The sequence below is a fragment of the Streptomyces sp. NPDC047043 genome, from assembly GCF_040644055.1.
Classification (GTDB): domain Bacteria; phylum Actinomycetota; class Actinomycetes; order Streptomycetales; family Streptomycetaceae; genus Streptomyces.
The window spans coordinates 302,741-316,920 of sequence record NZ_JBEYVO010000003.1; the positions used below are offsets into that span (position 1 = coordinate 302,741).

Here is a 14,180-nt window from a genome sequence, read left to right on the forward strand (position 1 = left end):
TCATGCGTGGTCTGTGACGCCGGGCTGTGGTCATGCGTGGTCTTCCGTCACGCCGAGCGCGGCCAGCAGCCGCTCCCGGTACTCGCCGAGCAACGGGTCCCGGTACGAGCGCGGGTGCGGGCGGTCGATGGTCAGGTCGAGGCCTATGCGGCCCTTTTCGAGGACGAGTACGCGGTCGGCGAGCACGATCGCCTCGTCCACGTCGTGGGTGACGAGCAGTACGGACGGCCGGTGGGCCTTCCACAGCTCCCGCAGCAGGGCGTGCATCTTGATGCGGGTCAGGGCGTCCAGCGCGCCGAACGGCTCGTCGGCCAGCAGGAGTTCGGGCTCGCGGACAAGCGAGCGGGCGAGCGCGGCACGCTGCGCCTCGCCGCCGGACAGCTCGTTCGGCCAGGCGCGCTCGCGGCCCCCCAGGCCCACCTCTTCGAGAGCGGCTCGGCCCCGCTCCTCGCCGTCCGTCCCCAGCAGTACGTTGTCCAGCACCCGCCGCCAGGGCAGCAGACGGGAGTCCTGAAAGACCACGGACACCCGCTCGGGGGCGGTGAGCTGCCCGCTCCCGCTGACCTCGTGGTCGAGTCCGGCGATCGCCCGCAGCAGTGTGCTCTTGCCGGAGCCGCTGTGCCCGAGCAGCGCGGTGAACTGTCCGGCCGGCAGGTCCAGGTCGATGCCGTCGAGGACGGTCCGCCCGTCGAACGACCGTGTAAGACCCCTGAGTTGGACGGCGGGCCGGGTCAGCTGCTCAGTGTGCGGCGCCATGACAGCACCCTCCGTTCGATGAGACGGACCGCGCTGTCGGAGATCAGGCCGAAGACCCCGTAGACCAGCAGGCCGACGAGGATGACGTCGGACTGGCCGTAGTTCTGGGCCTGGAACATCATGTAGCCGAGTCCGCTGGTGGCGTTGATCTGCTCCAGGACCACCAGGCCCAGCCACGAGCCGGTCACCCCGAGCCGGAGTCCCACGAAGAATCCGGGCAGGGCACCGGGGATGACGATCTGCCGGATGAACTGGAACCTCGACAGGCCCTGCACCTCGGCGAGTTCGACGAACCGGCTGTCGATGCCGGACAGCGCGGCATGCGTGTTCAGATAGATCGGGATGTAGACGACGATGGCGATGATCGCGATCTTGAAGCTCTCGCCGATGCCCAGCCACAGGATGAACAGCGGGATCAGACCGAGGGTCGGGATCGCCCGGTTGAGCTGCACCGTCCCGTCGATCAGCGCTTCGCCGACCCGGCTGAGCCCGGACGCCAGCGCGAGGGCCACCCCGGCCGTCAGACCGATCGCGAAGCCGTACGCGGCCCGCTCCAGCGAGGTCAGGATGTCGGTGGGCAGGGTCCCGGCGGTCCACAGATGACCGGCCGACCGCAGCACCGTCCAGGGCGCCGGGATCGCGCCGGGGTCGAGCTGCCCGGCGGCGGAGGCTGCCGCCCACAGGGCAAGGACGGCGGCGGGGCCGATGAGACGGGAGGCGGGCAGCCGCTTGCCCGGGGAGAGACCTCGCCGGCGTGCCCTGCGTGTGCCCCGGTCCTCCGTGACGACGGGGGCCGTCGTGGTCGTGGTGGTCACGGCGCTCACCTCCGGTACCCCGCCGGTACGGCCTTGGCGGCGATGGACTCGAAGCGGTGGTCGAAGAGCGAGGAGACGTCGAACTTCTTCACGAAGCCGCCCTCCGCCAGCAGATCGGCGGTCTCCTGCTCCCACTTGACGGCCTCGTCCCAACTCGGCGGGAACAGCGGCTTGTTGGCGAGCTTGGTGATGCCCTGGGCCTGCGCGAGGGTCAGGTTCTGGGTCTTGACGTAGAACTCCTCGTTCCAGGCGTCGGGGTGCTCGTACGTCCAGACCTGGCCCTTGGCCCAGTACGGGATGTACGCGGCGACCGCCGCGGCCTTCGCCGAGTCGTTCAGCACCGAGGTCGGCGCCCACAGGAGGTTGAGCAGGTCGACGACGTCCGTGGTGATGACGTGGGCGCCCTTCGACTCGTACTGCGCCAGGTAGGCGGGCGCCTGCGTGTTGCCGAGCGGCGCGATGTCCACCTGGCCCGACTGCAGAGCGGTCAGGAACTGGTTGCTGGTCAGCGGGACCAGGTCCACCTCGTCGTACTTCAGCCCCGCCTTCTTCAACGCCCGCAGGAGTACGACACCTTGAGCCTGACCCTGCGAGAACGCGAACTTCCTGCCCTTGAAGTCCTCGATCGACTGGATGTCGCTGCCGGGCTTGGTGGCGAAGAGGTAATTGGGCTTGCGGGTGATGTTGATCGCGACGATCTTCGCGTCGAAACCCTGGTAGTGCGCCTGGATCGGCGGAATTCCCGCGTTGTTGGCGAGTTCCAGGGACTTGGCGCGAAAAGCGTTGATGACATCGGGTCCTGCACCGATGTTCACCCAGCTCGACACCTTGAACGGCAGCTCCAACTTGGCGAGCTTGAACTGCAGTTGCTGGGTGCCCAGATATGAGGCGATCTTCAGGCTGGTACCCGCCGGAACCGTGTCGGCGAGCGGCTTGGACGAGACGCCCTTGGTGTCGGCGGCCGCGTTGCCGTTCGCGCAGCCGCTGAGCCCGGCGACACCGGCAGCAGCGCCCAGGACGGAGGAGAGGAACAGACGCCGGTCGATACCGGACGTACGGGAAAATGGCATGGGAGGACTCCCTGAATCAGTACTGAATGAGCGCACGAGAAAATCACCGAGAAGGGAATTCATGCGCGAGAAATGAGCGCGTCACACGGGGCAACGTGTCAGCAACAAAGGGCACGACAGTACAGGTGCGGGCTCATGGACAGGATGTTCCCGGCCGGGCGGAACCCCTGTCAATATTCGGCGTTTCTGAATTAATTCCGCTCAGGTGAGGAGGCCAGCGGATCCCGGTACAGCACGTCCAATGCCACCGAACCGCCCGCCATCGCCAGCACGGAATCCGGGAAACTCGTCGGGATCACGGCGGCCGCCCGCTCGTCGCCGACCCCGGCGCGCAATGCGACGAGGCAGTCCTCGCGGTGAATGACACCGACCTCGGTCACGACCACCGTCTCCGGATTGAGTACGTCCAGCAGCAGCCGCGCCGCCCGTCCGATGGCACCCGCCCGCTCCACCAGCAGCCGTACCGCCTCCGGACGACCCGCAGCCGCCGCCGCGACCACATGCATGGGGTTCACGCCCTCGGCGACCCCGGCCTCCCGCGCCCGCCGGCACAGCGTCCGCTCGCTCAACTCGGCCTGGAGGCAGCCGATCCGGCCGCAGTCGCACGGCTCCGTGCCGCCCGGCACCGGCAGATGGGCGATCGCGCCCGCCTGGGAGCGCGGCCCGTGGTGCACCTCGTCGCCGGTGGCGAAGGCCGCGTCGACGACGTTGCCGACGAACAGGTGCAGCACGCTTCCGCTGCCCCGCGCCAGCCCGAACAGCCGCTCCCCGTTGACCAACGCCCGCGCATGCCCGTCCACATGGACCGGCAGCCCGGTGCGCTCGCCGAGCGCCTCCCGCACCGCCACGTCCCGCCAGCCGAGCAGCGGATGCTCCACGACGGTCCCGGACTCCCGGTCGACCCAGCCGCCGACGGCCACGCCCACACCGAGGGCTCTGCACCGCGGGTTGCCGGCCAGCAGCGCCCCGATCCCCTCGGCGGCCCGCGCGAGCACCGCACCCGGATCGATGCGCTCGTGCTTCAACTCGCGCCGGGCCACCACCCGGCCGCGCAGATCGAGCAGCGCCACCGTGGTGTACGGCACGGCCACATGCACCCCGACGACCACGAACCGCGAGTCGTCCAGGTCGACGGGGACGTGCGGACGGCCCACCCCGTTCGAGCGCCGGGGCACGTCCGACTCACGGATCAGGCCGAGTTCGGCGAACCGGGCGCAGTAGTCGGTGACGGACGCGGGCGACAGCCCGGTCAGCCGGGCGATGGTGGAGCGCGCCACCGGTCCGTGTTCCAGCACGGACCGCAGCACGACGCTGGCGCTGGTCCGGCGTCGGTCGCTTCGGGGCGGAGGGGAGGGGAGAGTGGTTGCCGCGGTACGGGGCATGGGAGACCGTCCTGGGGACCGGGGCCGACATGTCTCGGAGGGTGAGGCACACCGGAACCGCTCCGGATGCCTCACACCGGACGGCAACAGCCGGTCGCGCCCTGGCGTCGCAGGTCGACATAGCGACGCGACGTGAAGTTCCGGGACTGGGCGACCATGTCTCGAAGGGTAGGCCAGAGAAGGTGAATCCGACCAGACCACTAGGATTCATTTGGCGAGACCCGACAGTGCCGCCCGGGTCCGGCGGGTGAGCAAGACATCCCTGTCTCCGTGACCGGTGTCACGCCGTGCCCGGTGTAACCCACATCTTTTGTCCGGAGCCCACGAACCCGCAGCTCCAGCCTTTGTCGAGCGCTGACGGTGATCGTCTCGAGCGGCCTGGGTTAGCGTCACCAAGTCCCCATCTGCCCCCGACCCGCGGAGTCCCCATGAGCACCGCCACCGCCACCGCCCGCCCCGGAACGGTCCTCGCCGACCTGCTCCCCGCAACCCGCGTACGCGACATCGCGCTCGTGCTCGGCGGCGCCGCGCTCACCGGCCTCGCGGCCCAGATCTCCGTCCCCGTCCCGGGCTCCCCGGTGCCGGTGACCGGCCAGACCTTCGCCGCGCTGCTCGTCGGGACAACCCTGGGCGCCGGCCGCGGCCTCCTCGCGCTCGTCCTGTACGCACTGGCCGGCGTCGCGGGCACGCCCTGGTTCGCGGGCGGCACCTCCGGCGTCTCGGTCTCCCTCGGCTACATCCTCGGCATGATGCTCGCGTCCACCGTCGTGGGCGCCCTGGCCCGCCGCGGCGCCGACCGTTCCGTGCTGCGCATGGCGGGTACGATGCTGCTGGGCGAGACGATCATCTACGCCGTCGGCGTCCCGTACCTGGCCTACGCCGCCGACATGTCCGCCTCCGCCGCGATCGCAGCCGGCCTCACCCCGTTCCTGCTCGGCGACGCCCTCAAGGCGGCCCTGGCGATGGGCCTGACGCCCACCGCCTGGAAGCTCCTCAAGCGCTGATGCCTGGCTAGGGCCTGTCCGCGGATCAGGTCGGCTGCACGGTACGGCGGGTCTTGGCCGACCCGAGCGGGGGCTGGGGCGTGCAGCTGCAAGGCGGAGGAGGGAGTCGACGCGGAGCGACGGGGGACCCTCCCGCTCGAGCGAAGCCGAGAGTGGGGGAGAGTGACGACAAGGCCGCTGGGGGTCCCTCATGCCTTTAAGGCAGTGGGGGAGTGCGTGCCAGACCCGGCGACGCCGAGCCGATCCGCCGGACAGCACACCTAGTTCCTGCGGAAGAGGTTCGCCGGGTCGTACTGCGACTTCAGACCGGCGAGCCTCTTTCGCGTTTCGTCGTCGTACAGGCCGTCCGTCCGGTCGCCGGCGCCGAAGGTGAAGTTGAGCGCCCGGCCGATGGTCGTGTCCGCCAGCAGAGCGAAGGCCGGATCCAGCAGCTCACGTGCCTGATCGCGGTCCCCGACCGTCAACAACCGAACCAGGAACCGCCCTTCGCGATACGGCACCGAGTTCGGCGCGGGCTGCGCGAGCGCCCCGCCCAGGTGGTTGATCTGCACGACGCACATGGGCCCGCCCGAGTCCGGACCCACCCGCCCGAGCACCTCACCGGCGGCCGCCACGTCCAGCTCGCTCAGCACGGCACTGTCCCCGTAGTACGCGTGCGGGAAGTCCGGGTCACTGTGGATGGTGTGGCTCTCGGCATACGGCATCTCCCGCAGCGAGTCGGCGAGCACCGGCCCCGACTCCCGCAGCGGAGCGACGAGTTCCGTCCCGTCGGCGCCGGTGTACGCGACGCGCACGGACACCACGTACCTGCCGCGCAGATGCGGCGGCAACGCCGGGATGTCCGGATACGGTACCGCGGCGAACGACGAGGTCAGCCCGGCGGGCACGCTCCGCGTCCACTCCTCGTACGCCCGCAGCAGGGCGGCCGGGTCGACCTCCCGCCCGTCGAAGGAGACGGCACCGCCGTACAGCGTCCGCACCGGTACGAGGTCGATCTCCAGCTCCGTCACGATGCCCAGGGTGTGACCGGCGCCGAGGAGGCCCCAGTACAGCTCGGGGTCCGACTCCCGGGTCACGTGCCGGCGCCGCCCGTCGGCAGTGACCACGTCCAGGGCCCGCACATGATCCGCCGCGTACCCGAACTCCCTGGCCAGGATGCCCAGTCCGCCGCTCAGCGTGTACGAGACGGCGCCGACGCTCGGCGCCGAACCGTTGAGCGGGGCCAGCCCGTACGGCTCCGCGGCCGCCACGACCTGCCCCCAGCGGACGCCCGCCTGGACGCGGACGGTGCGGGCCCCGGGATCGACGGCGACCCGGTCCATCCGCTTCGTCGTGACGAGTACGCCGCCCTCGAAGCCGCCGGGCAGCCCGTGACCGGTGGCCTGGACACCGACCGGCAGCCCCCGCTCGGCCGCGTACCGCACGGCGGCGACCACGTCGTCGGCCAAGGAGGCGGCGAAGACCACCGCGGGACGCTGGGCGAACCCGGTCTGGAAACCGGCGAGTTCGTCGTCGTAGCCGGGCTCGCCGAGACGGAGGATGAGCAGGTCGGCGGTGTTGTCGACGGAAGTCATGACATGCACGGTGCCCGCATAACCTGACAGGAGCCGTCAGGTTATGCGGGCACGGTGATGACGTGCCCCTGAGGGCTCAGCCGCTCAGGCCCTGCCGGGTCGGCCGCCGGGACGACCACCACAGCCCGGCCGCACCGGCCACCATCAGCGACGCGCCCGCCGCACCCAGCGGCAGGAGGTCCCGTCCGACACCGGTCTTCGGCAGTTCGTTGCTGCCGCCCGGCGCCACCGGCTTGTTGTCGGTGCCGAGGAGGAGCGGTGTGGCCGGAGCGTTCGGCGACGGGTTCGTCGTACCGAAGGGAACCGGGCCCTGCTGCCAGTACGTCTTCTTCCCGTCACCGGTCTGCACCGGCAGGCAGATCTTGCCGGTCTTGCTCAGGTCGTACGTGGCGTCGACCGCGTACGACTTCGATTTGCCGGCCGCCAGATTGTCGATGGGGCAGGCGAAACCGCTGTTCGACCCCTCCGGAAGATTGTTTTTCTCAATTGCGGAGCAGCCTTGGACGTTCTTGACCGTGAGGCCGTCGAAGCCGACGACCAAAAGCTGGATCTTTCCGCTGTCCTTGGTCCCCTCGTTCTTGACCGTGGCGGTAATCGCCGTCTTTTGCGAGCTGTTGTCGACCGAGATCTTCGAGGGCAGCAGCGTGGTCAGCTTGACGCCTGCCGGGGCCTCGTCGATGACCTTTCCCCCCTTGCTGCTCCCGGGTCCCTGGTCGTCCGCGCTGGCGGTGAAGGAAAGGATCATCACCGCCGAAAAAGATGCCGCGACCAGCGATCCCGCGATGGTCGTAGTGCGACGAGAACTCATGTTCACATCCCCCTTGGCTGCGCCTGAATTCGCAGTACTTGAAGAGCTACCACAAGATTTCTCCGCACTATGCTGGTACAGCACGAAGTGTGACCATTGTGTTTCAATAGGGCGTGGTTGAGAGAGCTGAGGGGGGTGCAGCGGATTGCCGGGGAATACGGGGAACACGAGAAGCGGCGGAGTCCCAGGGATACTGGTGACGGGGCGCTATCGGTTGGTCGAGAGTATTGGCCAGGGAGGAATGGGGCGGGTGTGGCGAGCCGCCGACGAAATGCTCGACCGCCCGGTGGCCGTCAAAGAGATGCGCATAGACGGCCTGGACGCGGAGGACACACGGACCCGCCGCGAACGCACCCTGCGCGAGGCCAGGGCGACGGCCCGGATCGACCACCCCAACGTCGTACGGGTCTACGACGTGGTGGACGAGGGCGAACGCCTCTGGATCGTCATGGAGTTGATCGCCGGCCGTTCCCTCGAGCGCATCATGGTGGACGACGGCCCCCTGGGCCCCCGCGAGACGGCCCGCATCGGCCTGGGCCTGGTGGCGGCACTGCGCCAGGTGCACGCACGCGGGGTCCTGCACCGGGACATCAAGCCCGGGAACGTCCTGGTGGAGGGCGACGGCGAACGCATAGTCCTCACGGACTTCGGCATCGCCGCGATCCAGGACGCCAAGGCGCTCACCATGGTCGGCATGCTGGTCGGCTCCCCCGACTACATGGCCCCCGAGCGCATCTCCGGCCGCCCCCAGGGCCCGCCGTCGGACATCTGGTCCCTGGGTGCCACCCTCTGCGCGGCCCTGGGCGGCCGCTCCCCCTTCTCCCGCGACACCACGCTGGCCACCCTGCACGCGGTCCTCTACGAGGAGCCCGAACTGCCCGCCGCGGCCGGACCCCTGCGGGACGTCCTGGCCGCGCTGCTCGAGAAGGACCCGTCGGTCCGCCCGGGCCTCGAGGACCTGGAGGAGGCCCTGCGGCCGGTCGCGTTTCCGGCACCCGAGCCGACCCTTCCCGTGGGTGGGGCGGATCCCGGTCGTCCGACGCGTGAGGAGGAACCGCCGGCCGAAGCGGCGGCGGGTTCCGGTGCCGGGCCTGCGGCAGAGCCCGAGCCGGAGCCCGAGGGCCGGGCCCAGGACGGGCAGGCGGCGCCCCCTGAATCCGAGCCGCCCGGCGAATCCGCGACGCCCGGCGGGACCCCTCCCGCTCCCTGGGTCCCGAACGAGACGGCCACCCCGGCCTACCTCGACACCCGCCTCGTACGAGCCGCCCGCGACCCCAGGCAACCCGAGCCCGAGCCCGTCCAGGACGCGATACCGCAGGAACTGCCGGACACCCACGACCTCCGCCGGGACCGCGCCGCCGCCCGCAGCGGCACCGGCGACGCCTTCGACAACCACACGACGGCACACGAGGCCCCCGCCGACTCCTCGGCGACGGAACCCCCGGCTCCGGAGACACCCCAGGCACAACCTGCCGAACCCTTCGTGCACGCCGAGGCCCCCAACGCCTCCACCGAGGTCCCCTCCGAACTGCGCTCGGAGGTCCGCTCCGAGACCCCGTCCGCCGCCAACTCCGCGCCGCCCGCTGCCCATTCCGCTCCACCCGGGCCCCGGCCGTCCGGCGTCTCCTTCGTCCGTGAGCACCCGCTCGTCGAGCAGCCCGCCGGGCAGGAGAACGGCTCCGGCTTCGCAACCGGCCTGCATCCGGCATCTCGACAGGGCGCACAGCCCGGCCCCCGCCAGGGTCCGCCGTCCACCGCCGAGCAAGCCACCCGCCCCGCCCTGGGCCCCCACCCGCTCCGCACTCCCCGGGGCGAACCACCCGGCCCCGCCGTCCCGGCCACCCCCCGTCGCAGCCGTCGCCGCACCGGGCTCGTGGCCGCCGCCGGTCTGGTCGGCGCCGGTGCCGTCGTCGCCGTGGTCCTGCTGACGAACTCCGGGTCACCCGGCGACGACAAGGCGGGCTCCACGACATCACCCACCACGAGCCGGCCCCCCACGGTCGAAGGCACATCAAGGCCCCCCAGCCTCCCGCCGGGAACCCACCAGGAGGCCGGCGGCTTCGCATGGGCGACGCCCAAGGGCTGGCAGCGGAACGTGAAGACGGGGGCGGAGGTGCACTACACCTCCCCGGACGGCGCACAGGAGATCGTGGCCAAGTCGTCCGTCGCACGCGGCGACCTGGTGAAGACCTGGGAGCAGTCGGAGCGGAACGCCCGCCAGGGCCAGGACTACCAGAAGATCCGCTTCGAGCAGACGACGTTCCGCGGCAACCCCGCAGTGGTCTGGGAGTACACGGTCACCGTCAACGGCGTGCCCTGGCACGCCCGGCTGCTGGGCTTCAACCAGGACGGCAGGTCGTACCAGATCAACATCTGGTACCAACCGGACGTCGAGACCGCGGCCGTCAAGACCTACAACAAGGTCAAGGACAGCTTCATCGTGCTGTGAACACACGGAAGAACACACGGAAGGGGCCCGCGGTGCTCACCGCGGGCCCCTCCGGCAGGTCTGACGCCGTTCGCGTCAGCCGGTCTTGACCTTGTCGCGCTCCTCGCCGGAGGCCGCAGCCGCGAGGCCCGCCCGGCCCCCGCCCACCTTCTGCTTCACGACGGCGATCACGAGGACGACCGCAGCGACCAGCAGTGACAGCAGCACCGTCTCCCGTCCGTCGTGCTCCGTGTCCGTGAGCATGTATCCGAGCACGAACACGATCAACGCGGCCGTTGCCCAGGTCAGATACGGGTACAGCCACATCTTCACGACCAGCTTCTCCGGCGCCTCCGCCTGGATGATCTTCCGCATGCGCAGCTGCGAGAAGCAGATGACCAGCCAGACGAACAGGGCCACCGCACCACTGGAGTTGACCAGGAAGAGGAAGACCGAGTCCGGGAACTTGTAGTTGAAGAAGACGGCGACGAACCCGAACACCACGGACGCGACGATGGCGACCAGCGGCACACCGCGCGAGGTCGTACGGGCGAACGCCTTGGGCGCATCGCCCCGCTCGCCCAGCGAGAAGGCCATGCGGGAGGCCGTGTACAGGCCGGAGTTGAGACAGGACAGCACCGACGTCAGCACGATGAAGTTCATGATCTGACCGGCGTGCGCGATCCCGAGCGAGTCGAGCGCGGCGACGTAGGAGCCCTGTTCGGCGATGGACTTGTCGTCCCACGGCAGCAGGGTCACGACGACGAAGATCGAACCCAGGTAGAAGACGCCGATCCGCCAGATGATGCTGTTGGTGGACTTGGTGACGGCCCGCTGCGGGTCCTCGGACTCGCCGGCGGCCAGGGTCGCGATCTCGCTGCCCATGAAGGAGAAGACGACGAGCAGGACACCGGTGAGGATGGCGCCGGGCCCGTTGGGCAGGAAGCCGCCGTGGCCGGTGAGGTTGTCGAGACCCGCCTTGTCGCTGTCGACGCCCGGCAGCACGCCGAAGACGGCGAGCCCGCCGACGACGATGAACGCGCCGATCGCCACGACCTTGATCCCGGCGAACCAGAACTCGAACTCGCCGTAGGAGCCGACGGACACGAGGTTGGTGGCCGTCAGCACCACCATCACGATGAGGGCCCAGCCCCACTGCGGGACGGCCGGGATCCAGCCCTCCAGGATCTTTGCGCCGGCGGTGGCCTCCACCGCGAGCACCACGACCCAGAAGAACCAGTACAGCCAGCCGATGGAGAACCCGGCCCAGCGGCCGAGCGCCCGGTCGGCGTGCGCGGAGAACGAGCCGGAGGTCGGGTTGGCCGCGGACATCTCCCCGAGCATCCGCATCACCAGCACCACGAGCGTGCCGACGAGGGCGTACGAGAGGAGGATGCCGGGCCCGGCGGTGGCGATACCGGAGCTGGACCCGACGAACAGTCCGGCTCCGATGACACCGCCGATGGCGATCATGGACAGATGTCGGTTCTTCAGTCCGGCCTGGAGACCAGTCATGGGGGAATTCCTTTGCACCGGGTGAGCGGTCCCCGTACGAGCGGCGTACGAGTCGGACCAGTGAAACGGAGGCAAAGGGATTCGTGAACCTTTGAATCCAGATCGTTACTTGAGGTTTCCTTGAGGTTCTATGGTCGAACTAACTTTTTTCCTGGTCGCCACCCGGGGCTGCTGCCCAGAAACACCCGTGTCACACTCGGAACCATGCGCGTGTATCTCGGCTCCGACCATGCCGGCCTCGAACTCAAGAACCACCTCGTCGAGTGGCTCGAGGCGGCCGGCCACGACCCCGTCGACTGCGGCCCGCACATCTACGACGCCCAGGACGACTACCCGCCCTTCTGCCTCCGCGCCGCGGAGAAGACGGCCGCGGACCCCGACTCCCTCGGCATCGTGATCGGCGGCTCCGGCAACGGCGAGCAGATCGCGGCGAACAAGGTGAAGGGCGTACGCGCCGCGCTCGCGTGGAGCGAGGAGACCGCGTCGCTGGGCCGCCAGCACAACAACGCCAACGTCGTGGCGGTGGGCGCGCGCATGCACACCACGGAGGAGGCGACGAAGTTCGTCGAGACCTTCCTGGGCACCCCGTTCTCGGGTGACGAGCGCCACATCCGCCGTATCGACATGCTCACGGACTACGAGACGACGGGCGACCTGCCCCCGATCCCGTCGCACCACCCGCAGCAGGACTGACGCCCGCAGGGGGCTGGAAAGGAACACGCACCGTGCCAGAGGGGCACACGATCCACCGGCTGGCGTCGGACTACGCCGACCGCTTCTCCGGCACGGCACCACGCGTGACCAGCCCCCAGGGCAAGTTCTCCGACGCCGCCGCCCTGCTGGACGGCGCCGAACTCACCCGCACCGAAGCCCACGGCAAACACCTCTTCCTGGGCTTCCGCGACACCGACTGGGTCCACATCCACCTCGGCCTCTTCGGCAAGGTCGCCTTCGGCGCCGCCCCGGTCCCGCCCCCCACGGACACGGTCCGCCTCCGCCTCGCGAACGACACGTCGTACGTCGACCTGCGCGGCCCGACGACCTGCGCGCTCATCACGGACGCCGAGAAGAACGCGATACACGACCGCCTCGGCCCCGACCCGCTGCGCGAGGACGCCGCCCCGCAGACGGCGTACAGGCGAATCTCCCGCAGCCGTACGACGATCGCCGCACTCCTCATGGACCAGAAGGTGATCGCCGGCGTGGGCAACGTCTACCGCGCCGAGGTCCTCTTCCGGCACGGCATCGACCCGTACCGCGCGGGCAGGGACGTCACCGCCGCCGAGTGGGACGCGATCTGGACGGACCTCGTCGCGCTCATGCACGAGGGCGTCCGCCACAACCGAATCGACACCGTCCGCCCGCAGCACACCCCGGAGGCGATGGGCCGCCCGCCGCGCGTCGACGACCACGGCGGCGAGGTGTACGTCTACCGACGGGCCACCCTGCCCTGCCACATCTGCGGCGGCGAGATCCGCACCGCCGACCTCGCCGCCCGCAACCTCTTCTGGTGCCCCACCTGCCAGACCCGCTGACGGGCCCCTCAGAACCCGTGCGGCAGCCAGGGCGCCACCGGTGAGCCGAACGCGATCGACGCCTCGGTGAGCGCCCCCTGGCGAAGCTCCCGCACCCGGCCGGCTTCGGCCAGCGCCACCAGCGGCACACCGCCGAGGTAGGCCGAGCCCAACTCCCGTACGGACAGGGCGAGATCGGCCGCGTCCGTCGTGCGTTCGCACGAGGCACCCTTCGGGTCCCCGGTCAGTCGCCAACGCCCGGTGTTCCAGGGGCAGAAGGCGTCCTCGACCTCCAACACCACGTCCACCGGCGCCTGGTAGGTCCGCGCCTCCAGCGCGGCCCCGACGTCCACCAGCCGTACGTGCAGCGAGTCCCGTACCCGCAGCGCGCACCGCCGGATGTCGGACACCATGTGCTGCCAGGCCTCGTCGACCGGTCGCCCGCGCGCGCTCACCTTCGACGTCAGGTCGATGTCGAAGAGGAACCGCCACAGCGCCGCGTGCGCCGCCGGGTCGAGTGCGCTCACGTCCTGTGCGATCACCGTGCCCTTGGGGCCGGCGGGTTCCCAGTCCCCCTTGACCCGGAAGCGCGCGAATCCGACGACCTCGCCGTCCCGCTCCGCGAGCACGCACTGCAGCGGCGACGCACCGTCCCGCTCGCTCTCCGGGTCGAGCAGCCACAGCCGCTCCCAGCCCGGAATCCGCGCCACCATCCCCGGCCGCCGCGCCACCAGCCGCGCGTACACCGCCTCGCACGCGCCCAGCGACTCGGCGGGCGAGGCGTACCGCAGCCGTACGTCTTCCGTGCCGGGCGGTACGGACAGCTGTACGCGGGTCGTGTCGATCTCGGCGTTGACGTGGTACGTCCCGATGCCGTACCCGAACCGCCCGTAGATCACCGGCTCGGAGGCGGTCAGGACGGCCAGCGGCTCGCCCCAGGACCGTACGTCGTCCAACTGCCGTCGCATCATGGACGTCAGCACCCCGCGCCGCCGGTGCGTGGCGGCCACGCTCACCATCGTCACGCCCGCGGCGGGCACGGCGGCCCCGCCCGGGACGGTCAGCCGGAAGGAGAACGCGCCCGCCGTCCCGACGCACAGATCACCGTCCCAGGCGCCGATGGAACGGTCCGTCTCGGTGAGCTCGCGCCACAGCGCCCGCTCCTCGGCCGACTCCGGAATCCCGCCGAAGGCGCGGATCAGGTTGTCGTACCACTCGTCCCAGTCCTCCTGGCGCAGTACGCGCAAGTCAGTCCCCATGAACCATGCCTACCAGGGCAATGCGGGACGAGCGAGGGAATTTCGCCTTGGCGGA

12 protein-coding genes are annotated in these 14,180 nt (G+C 70.2%); 4 read left to right on the plus strand and 8 right to left on the minus strand.

The features are described 5' to 3' along the window. Nucleotides 1–30: 30 nt before the first annotated feature. The 4 genes from ABZ880_RS06600 to ABZ880_RS06615 form a co-directional block, all read right to left on the minus strand. Nucleotides 31–756, minus strand: coding sequence for an ABC transporter ATP-binding protein (locus tag ABZ880_RS06600; RefSeq protein WP_361257881.1), 726 nt, complete (start codon nt 754–756; stop codon nt 31–33). Then, nucleotides 732–1,571 (minus strand): ABC transporter permease, encoded by an 840-nt coding sequence (locus tag ABZ880_RS06605; RefSeq protein ID WP_361257884.1) that lies wholly within the window; start codon nt 1,569–1,571, stop codon nt 732–734. The genes ABZ880_RS06600 and ABZ880_RS06605 overlap by 25 nt, the downstream gene beginning before the upstream one ends. A 5-nt stretch (nt 1,572–1,576) precedes the next feature. Further along, the gene (locus tag ABZ880_RS06610) at nt 1,577–2,641 is read right to left on the minus strand and encodes an ABC transporter substrate-binding protein (protein ID WP_361257887.1); all 1,065 of its coding nucleotides are present in this window, start codon (nt 2,639–2,641) and stop codon (nt 1,577–1,579) included. Between the two features lie 191 nt (nt 2,642–2,832). Then, nucleotides 2,833–4,023 (minus strand): ROK family protein, encoded by a 1,191-nt coding sequence (locus ABZ880_RS06615; protein WP_361257890.1) that lies wholly within the window; start codon nt 4,021–4,023, stop codon nt 2,833–2,835. 428 nt (nt 4,024–4,451) lie between these two features. On the opposite strand from ABZ880_RS06615, the gene ABZ880_RS06620 reads away from it, so the two are divergent. Next, complete coding sequence (locus tag ABZ880_RS06620) at nt 4,452–5,027, plus strand: biotin transporter BioY (protein WP_361257893.1); 576 nt, start codon at nt 4,452–4,454, stop codon at nt 5,025–5,027. A gap of 260 nt (nt 5,028–5,287) precedes the next feature. Here the strand turns inward: ABZ880_RS06620 and ABZ880_RS06625 are convergent, their stop codons facing one another. Both ABZ880_RS06625 and ABZ880_RS06630 read right to left on the minus strand, forming a co-directional pair. After that, complete coding sequence (locus ABZ880_RS06625) at nt 5,288–6,601, minus strand: FAD-binding oxidoreductase (protein ID WP_361257896.1); 1,314 nt, start codon at nt 6,599–6,601, stop codon at nt 5,288–5,290. Between the two features lie 76 nt (nt 6,602–6,677). Then, entirely contained in the window at nt 6,678–7,409 is a 732-nt protein-coding gene (locus ABZ880_RS06630; protein WP_361258194.1) for an LPXTG cell wall anchor domain-containing protein, read from the minus strand. 241 nt (nt 7,410–7,650) lie between these two features. On the opposite strand from ABZ880_RS06630, the gene ABZ880_RS06635 reads away from it, so the two are divergent. After that, nucleotides 7,651–9,858: a protein kinase gene (locus tag ABZ880_RS06635; RefSeq protein WP_361257899.1), complete on the plus strand. Its 2,208-nt coding sequence runs from the start codon at nt 7,651–7,653 to the stop codon at nt 9,856–9,858. A gap of 75 nt (nt 9,859–9,933) precedes the next feature. On the opposite strand, the gene ABZ880_RS06640 is transcribed toward ABZ880_RS06635, so the two are convergent. Further along, complete coding sequence (locus ABZ880_RS06640; RefSeq protein WP_361257902.1) at nt 9,934–11,352, minus strand: amino acid permease; 1,419 nt, start codon at nt 11,350–11,352, stop codon at nt 9,934–9,936. Nucleotides 11,353–11,556: 204 nt separating this feature from the next. Between ABZ880_RS06640 and ABZ880_RS06645 the strand changes: the two genes are divergently transcribed. Together ABZ880_RS06645 and ABZ880_RS06650 are read left to right on the plus strand one after the other, a co-directional pair. After that, nucleotides 11,557–12,045 (plus strand): ribose-5-phosphate isomerase, encoded by a 489-nt coding sequence (locus ABZ880_RS06645; protein ID WP_361257904.1) that lies wholly within the window; start codon nt 11,557–11,559, stop codon nt 12,043–12,045. Between the two features lie 32 nt (nt 12,046–12,077). Further along, nucleotides 12,078–12,887 carry a DNA-formamidopyrimidine glycosylase family protein gene (locus ABZ880_RS06650; RefSeq protein WP_361257907.1) on the plus strand — a complete coding sequence of 270 codons (810 nt, stop codon included), beginning with the start codon at nt 12,078–12,080 and terminating at the stop codon, nt 12,885–12,887. A gap of 8 nt (nt 12,888–12,895) precedes the next feature. On the opposite strand, the gene ABZ880_RS06655 is transcribed toward ABZ880_RS06650, so the two are convergent. Continuing rightward, nucleotides 12,896–14,125 carry a GNAT family N-acetyltransferase gene (locus ABZ880_RS06655; protein WP_361257910.1) on the minus strand — a complete coding sequence of 410 codons (1,230 nt, stop codon included), beginning with the start codon at nt 14,123–14,125 and terminating at the stop codon, nt 12,896–12,898. Nucleotides 14,126–14,180 lie beyond the last annotated feature (55 nt).

Excerpts from the sequence above, each read along its gene's own strand:
- ABZ880_RS06625 (WP_361257896.1), bottom strand. The coding sequence starts at position 6,601 with ATGACTTCCGTCGACAACACCGCCGACCTGCTCATCCTCCGTCTCGGC.
- ABZ880_RS06620 (WP_361257893.1), top strand. The coding sequence starts at position 4,452 with ATGAGCACCGCCACCGCCACCGCCCGCCCCGGAACGGTCCTCGCCGAC.
- ABZ880_RS06630 (WP_361258194.1), bottom strand. The coding sequence starts at position 7,409 with ATGAGTTCTCGTCGCACTACGACCATCGCGGGATCGCTGGTCGCGGCA.
- ABZ880_RS06640 (WP_361257902.1), bottom strand. The coding sequence starts at position 11,352 with ATGACTGGTCTCCAGGCCGGACTGAAGAACCGACATCTGTCCATGATC.
- ABZ880_RS06615 (WP_361257890.1), bottom strand. The coding sequence starts at position 4,023 with ATGCCCCGTACCGCGGCAACCACTCTCCCCTCCCCTCCGCCCCGAAGC.
- ABZ880_RS06635 (WP_361257899.1), top strand. The coding sequence starts at position 7,651 with ATGGGGCGGGTGTGGCGAGCCGCCGACGAAATGCTCGACCGCCCGGTG.
- ABZ880_RS06645 (WP_361257904.1), top strand. The coding sequence starts at position 11,557 with ATGCGCGTGTATCTCGGCTCCGACCATGCCGGCCTCGAACTCAAGAAC.
- ABZ880_RS06600 (WP_361257881.1), bottom strand. The coding sequence starts at position 756 with ATGGCGCCGCACACTGAGCAGCTGACCCGGCCCGCCGTCCAACTCAGG.
- ABZ880_RS06655 (WP_361257910.1), bottom strand. The coding sequence starts at position 14,125 with ATGGGGACTGACTTGCGCGTACTGCGCCAGGAGGACTGGGACGAGTGG.
- ABZ880_RS06610 (WP_361257887.1), bottom strand. The coding sequence starts at position 2,641 with ATGCCATTTTCCCGTACGTCCGGTATCGACCGGCGTCTGTTCCTCTCC.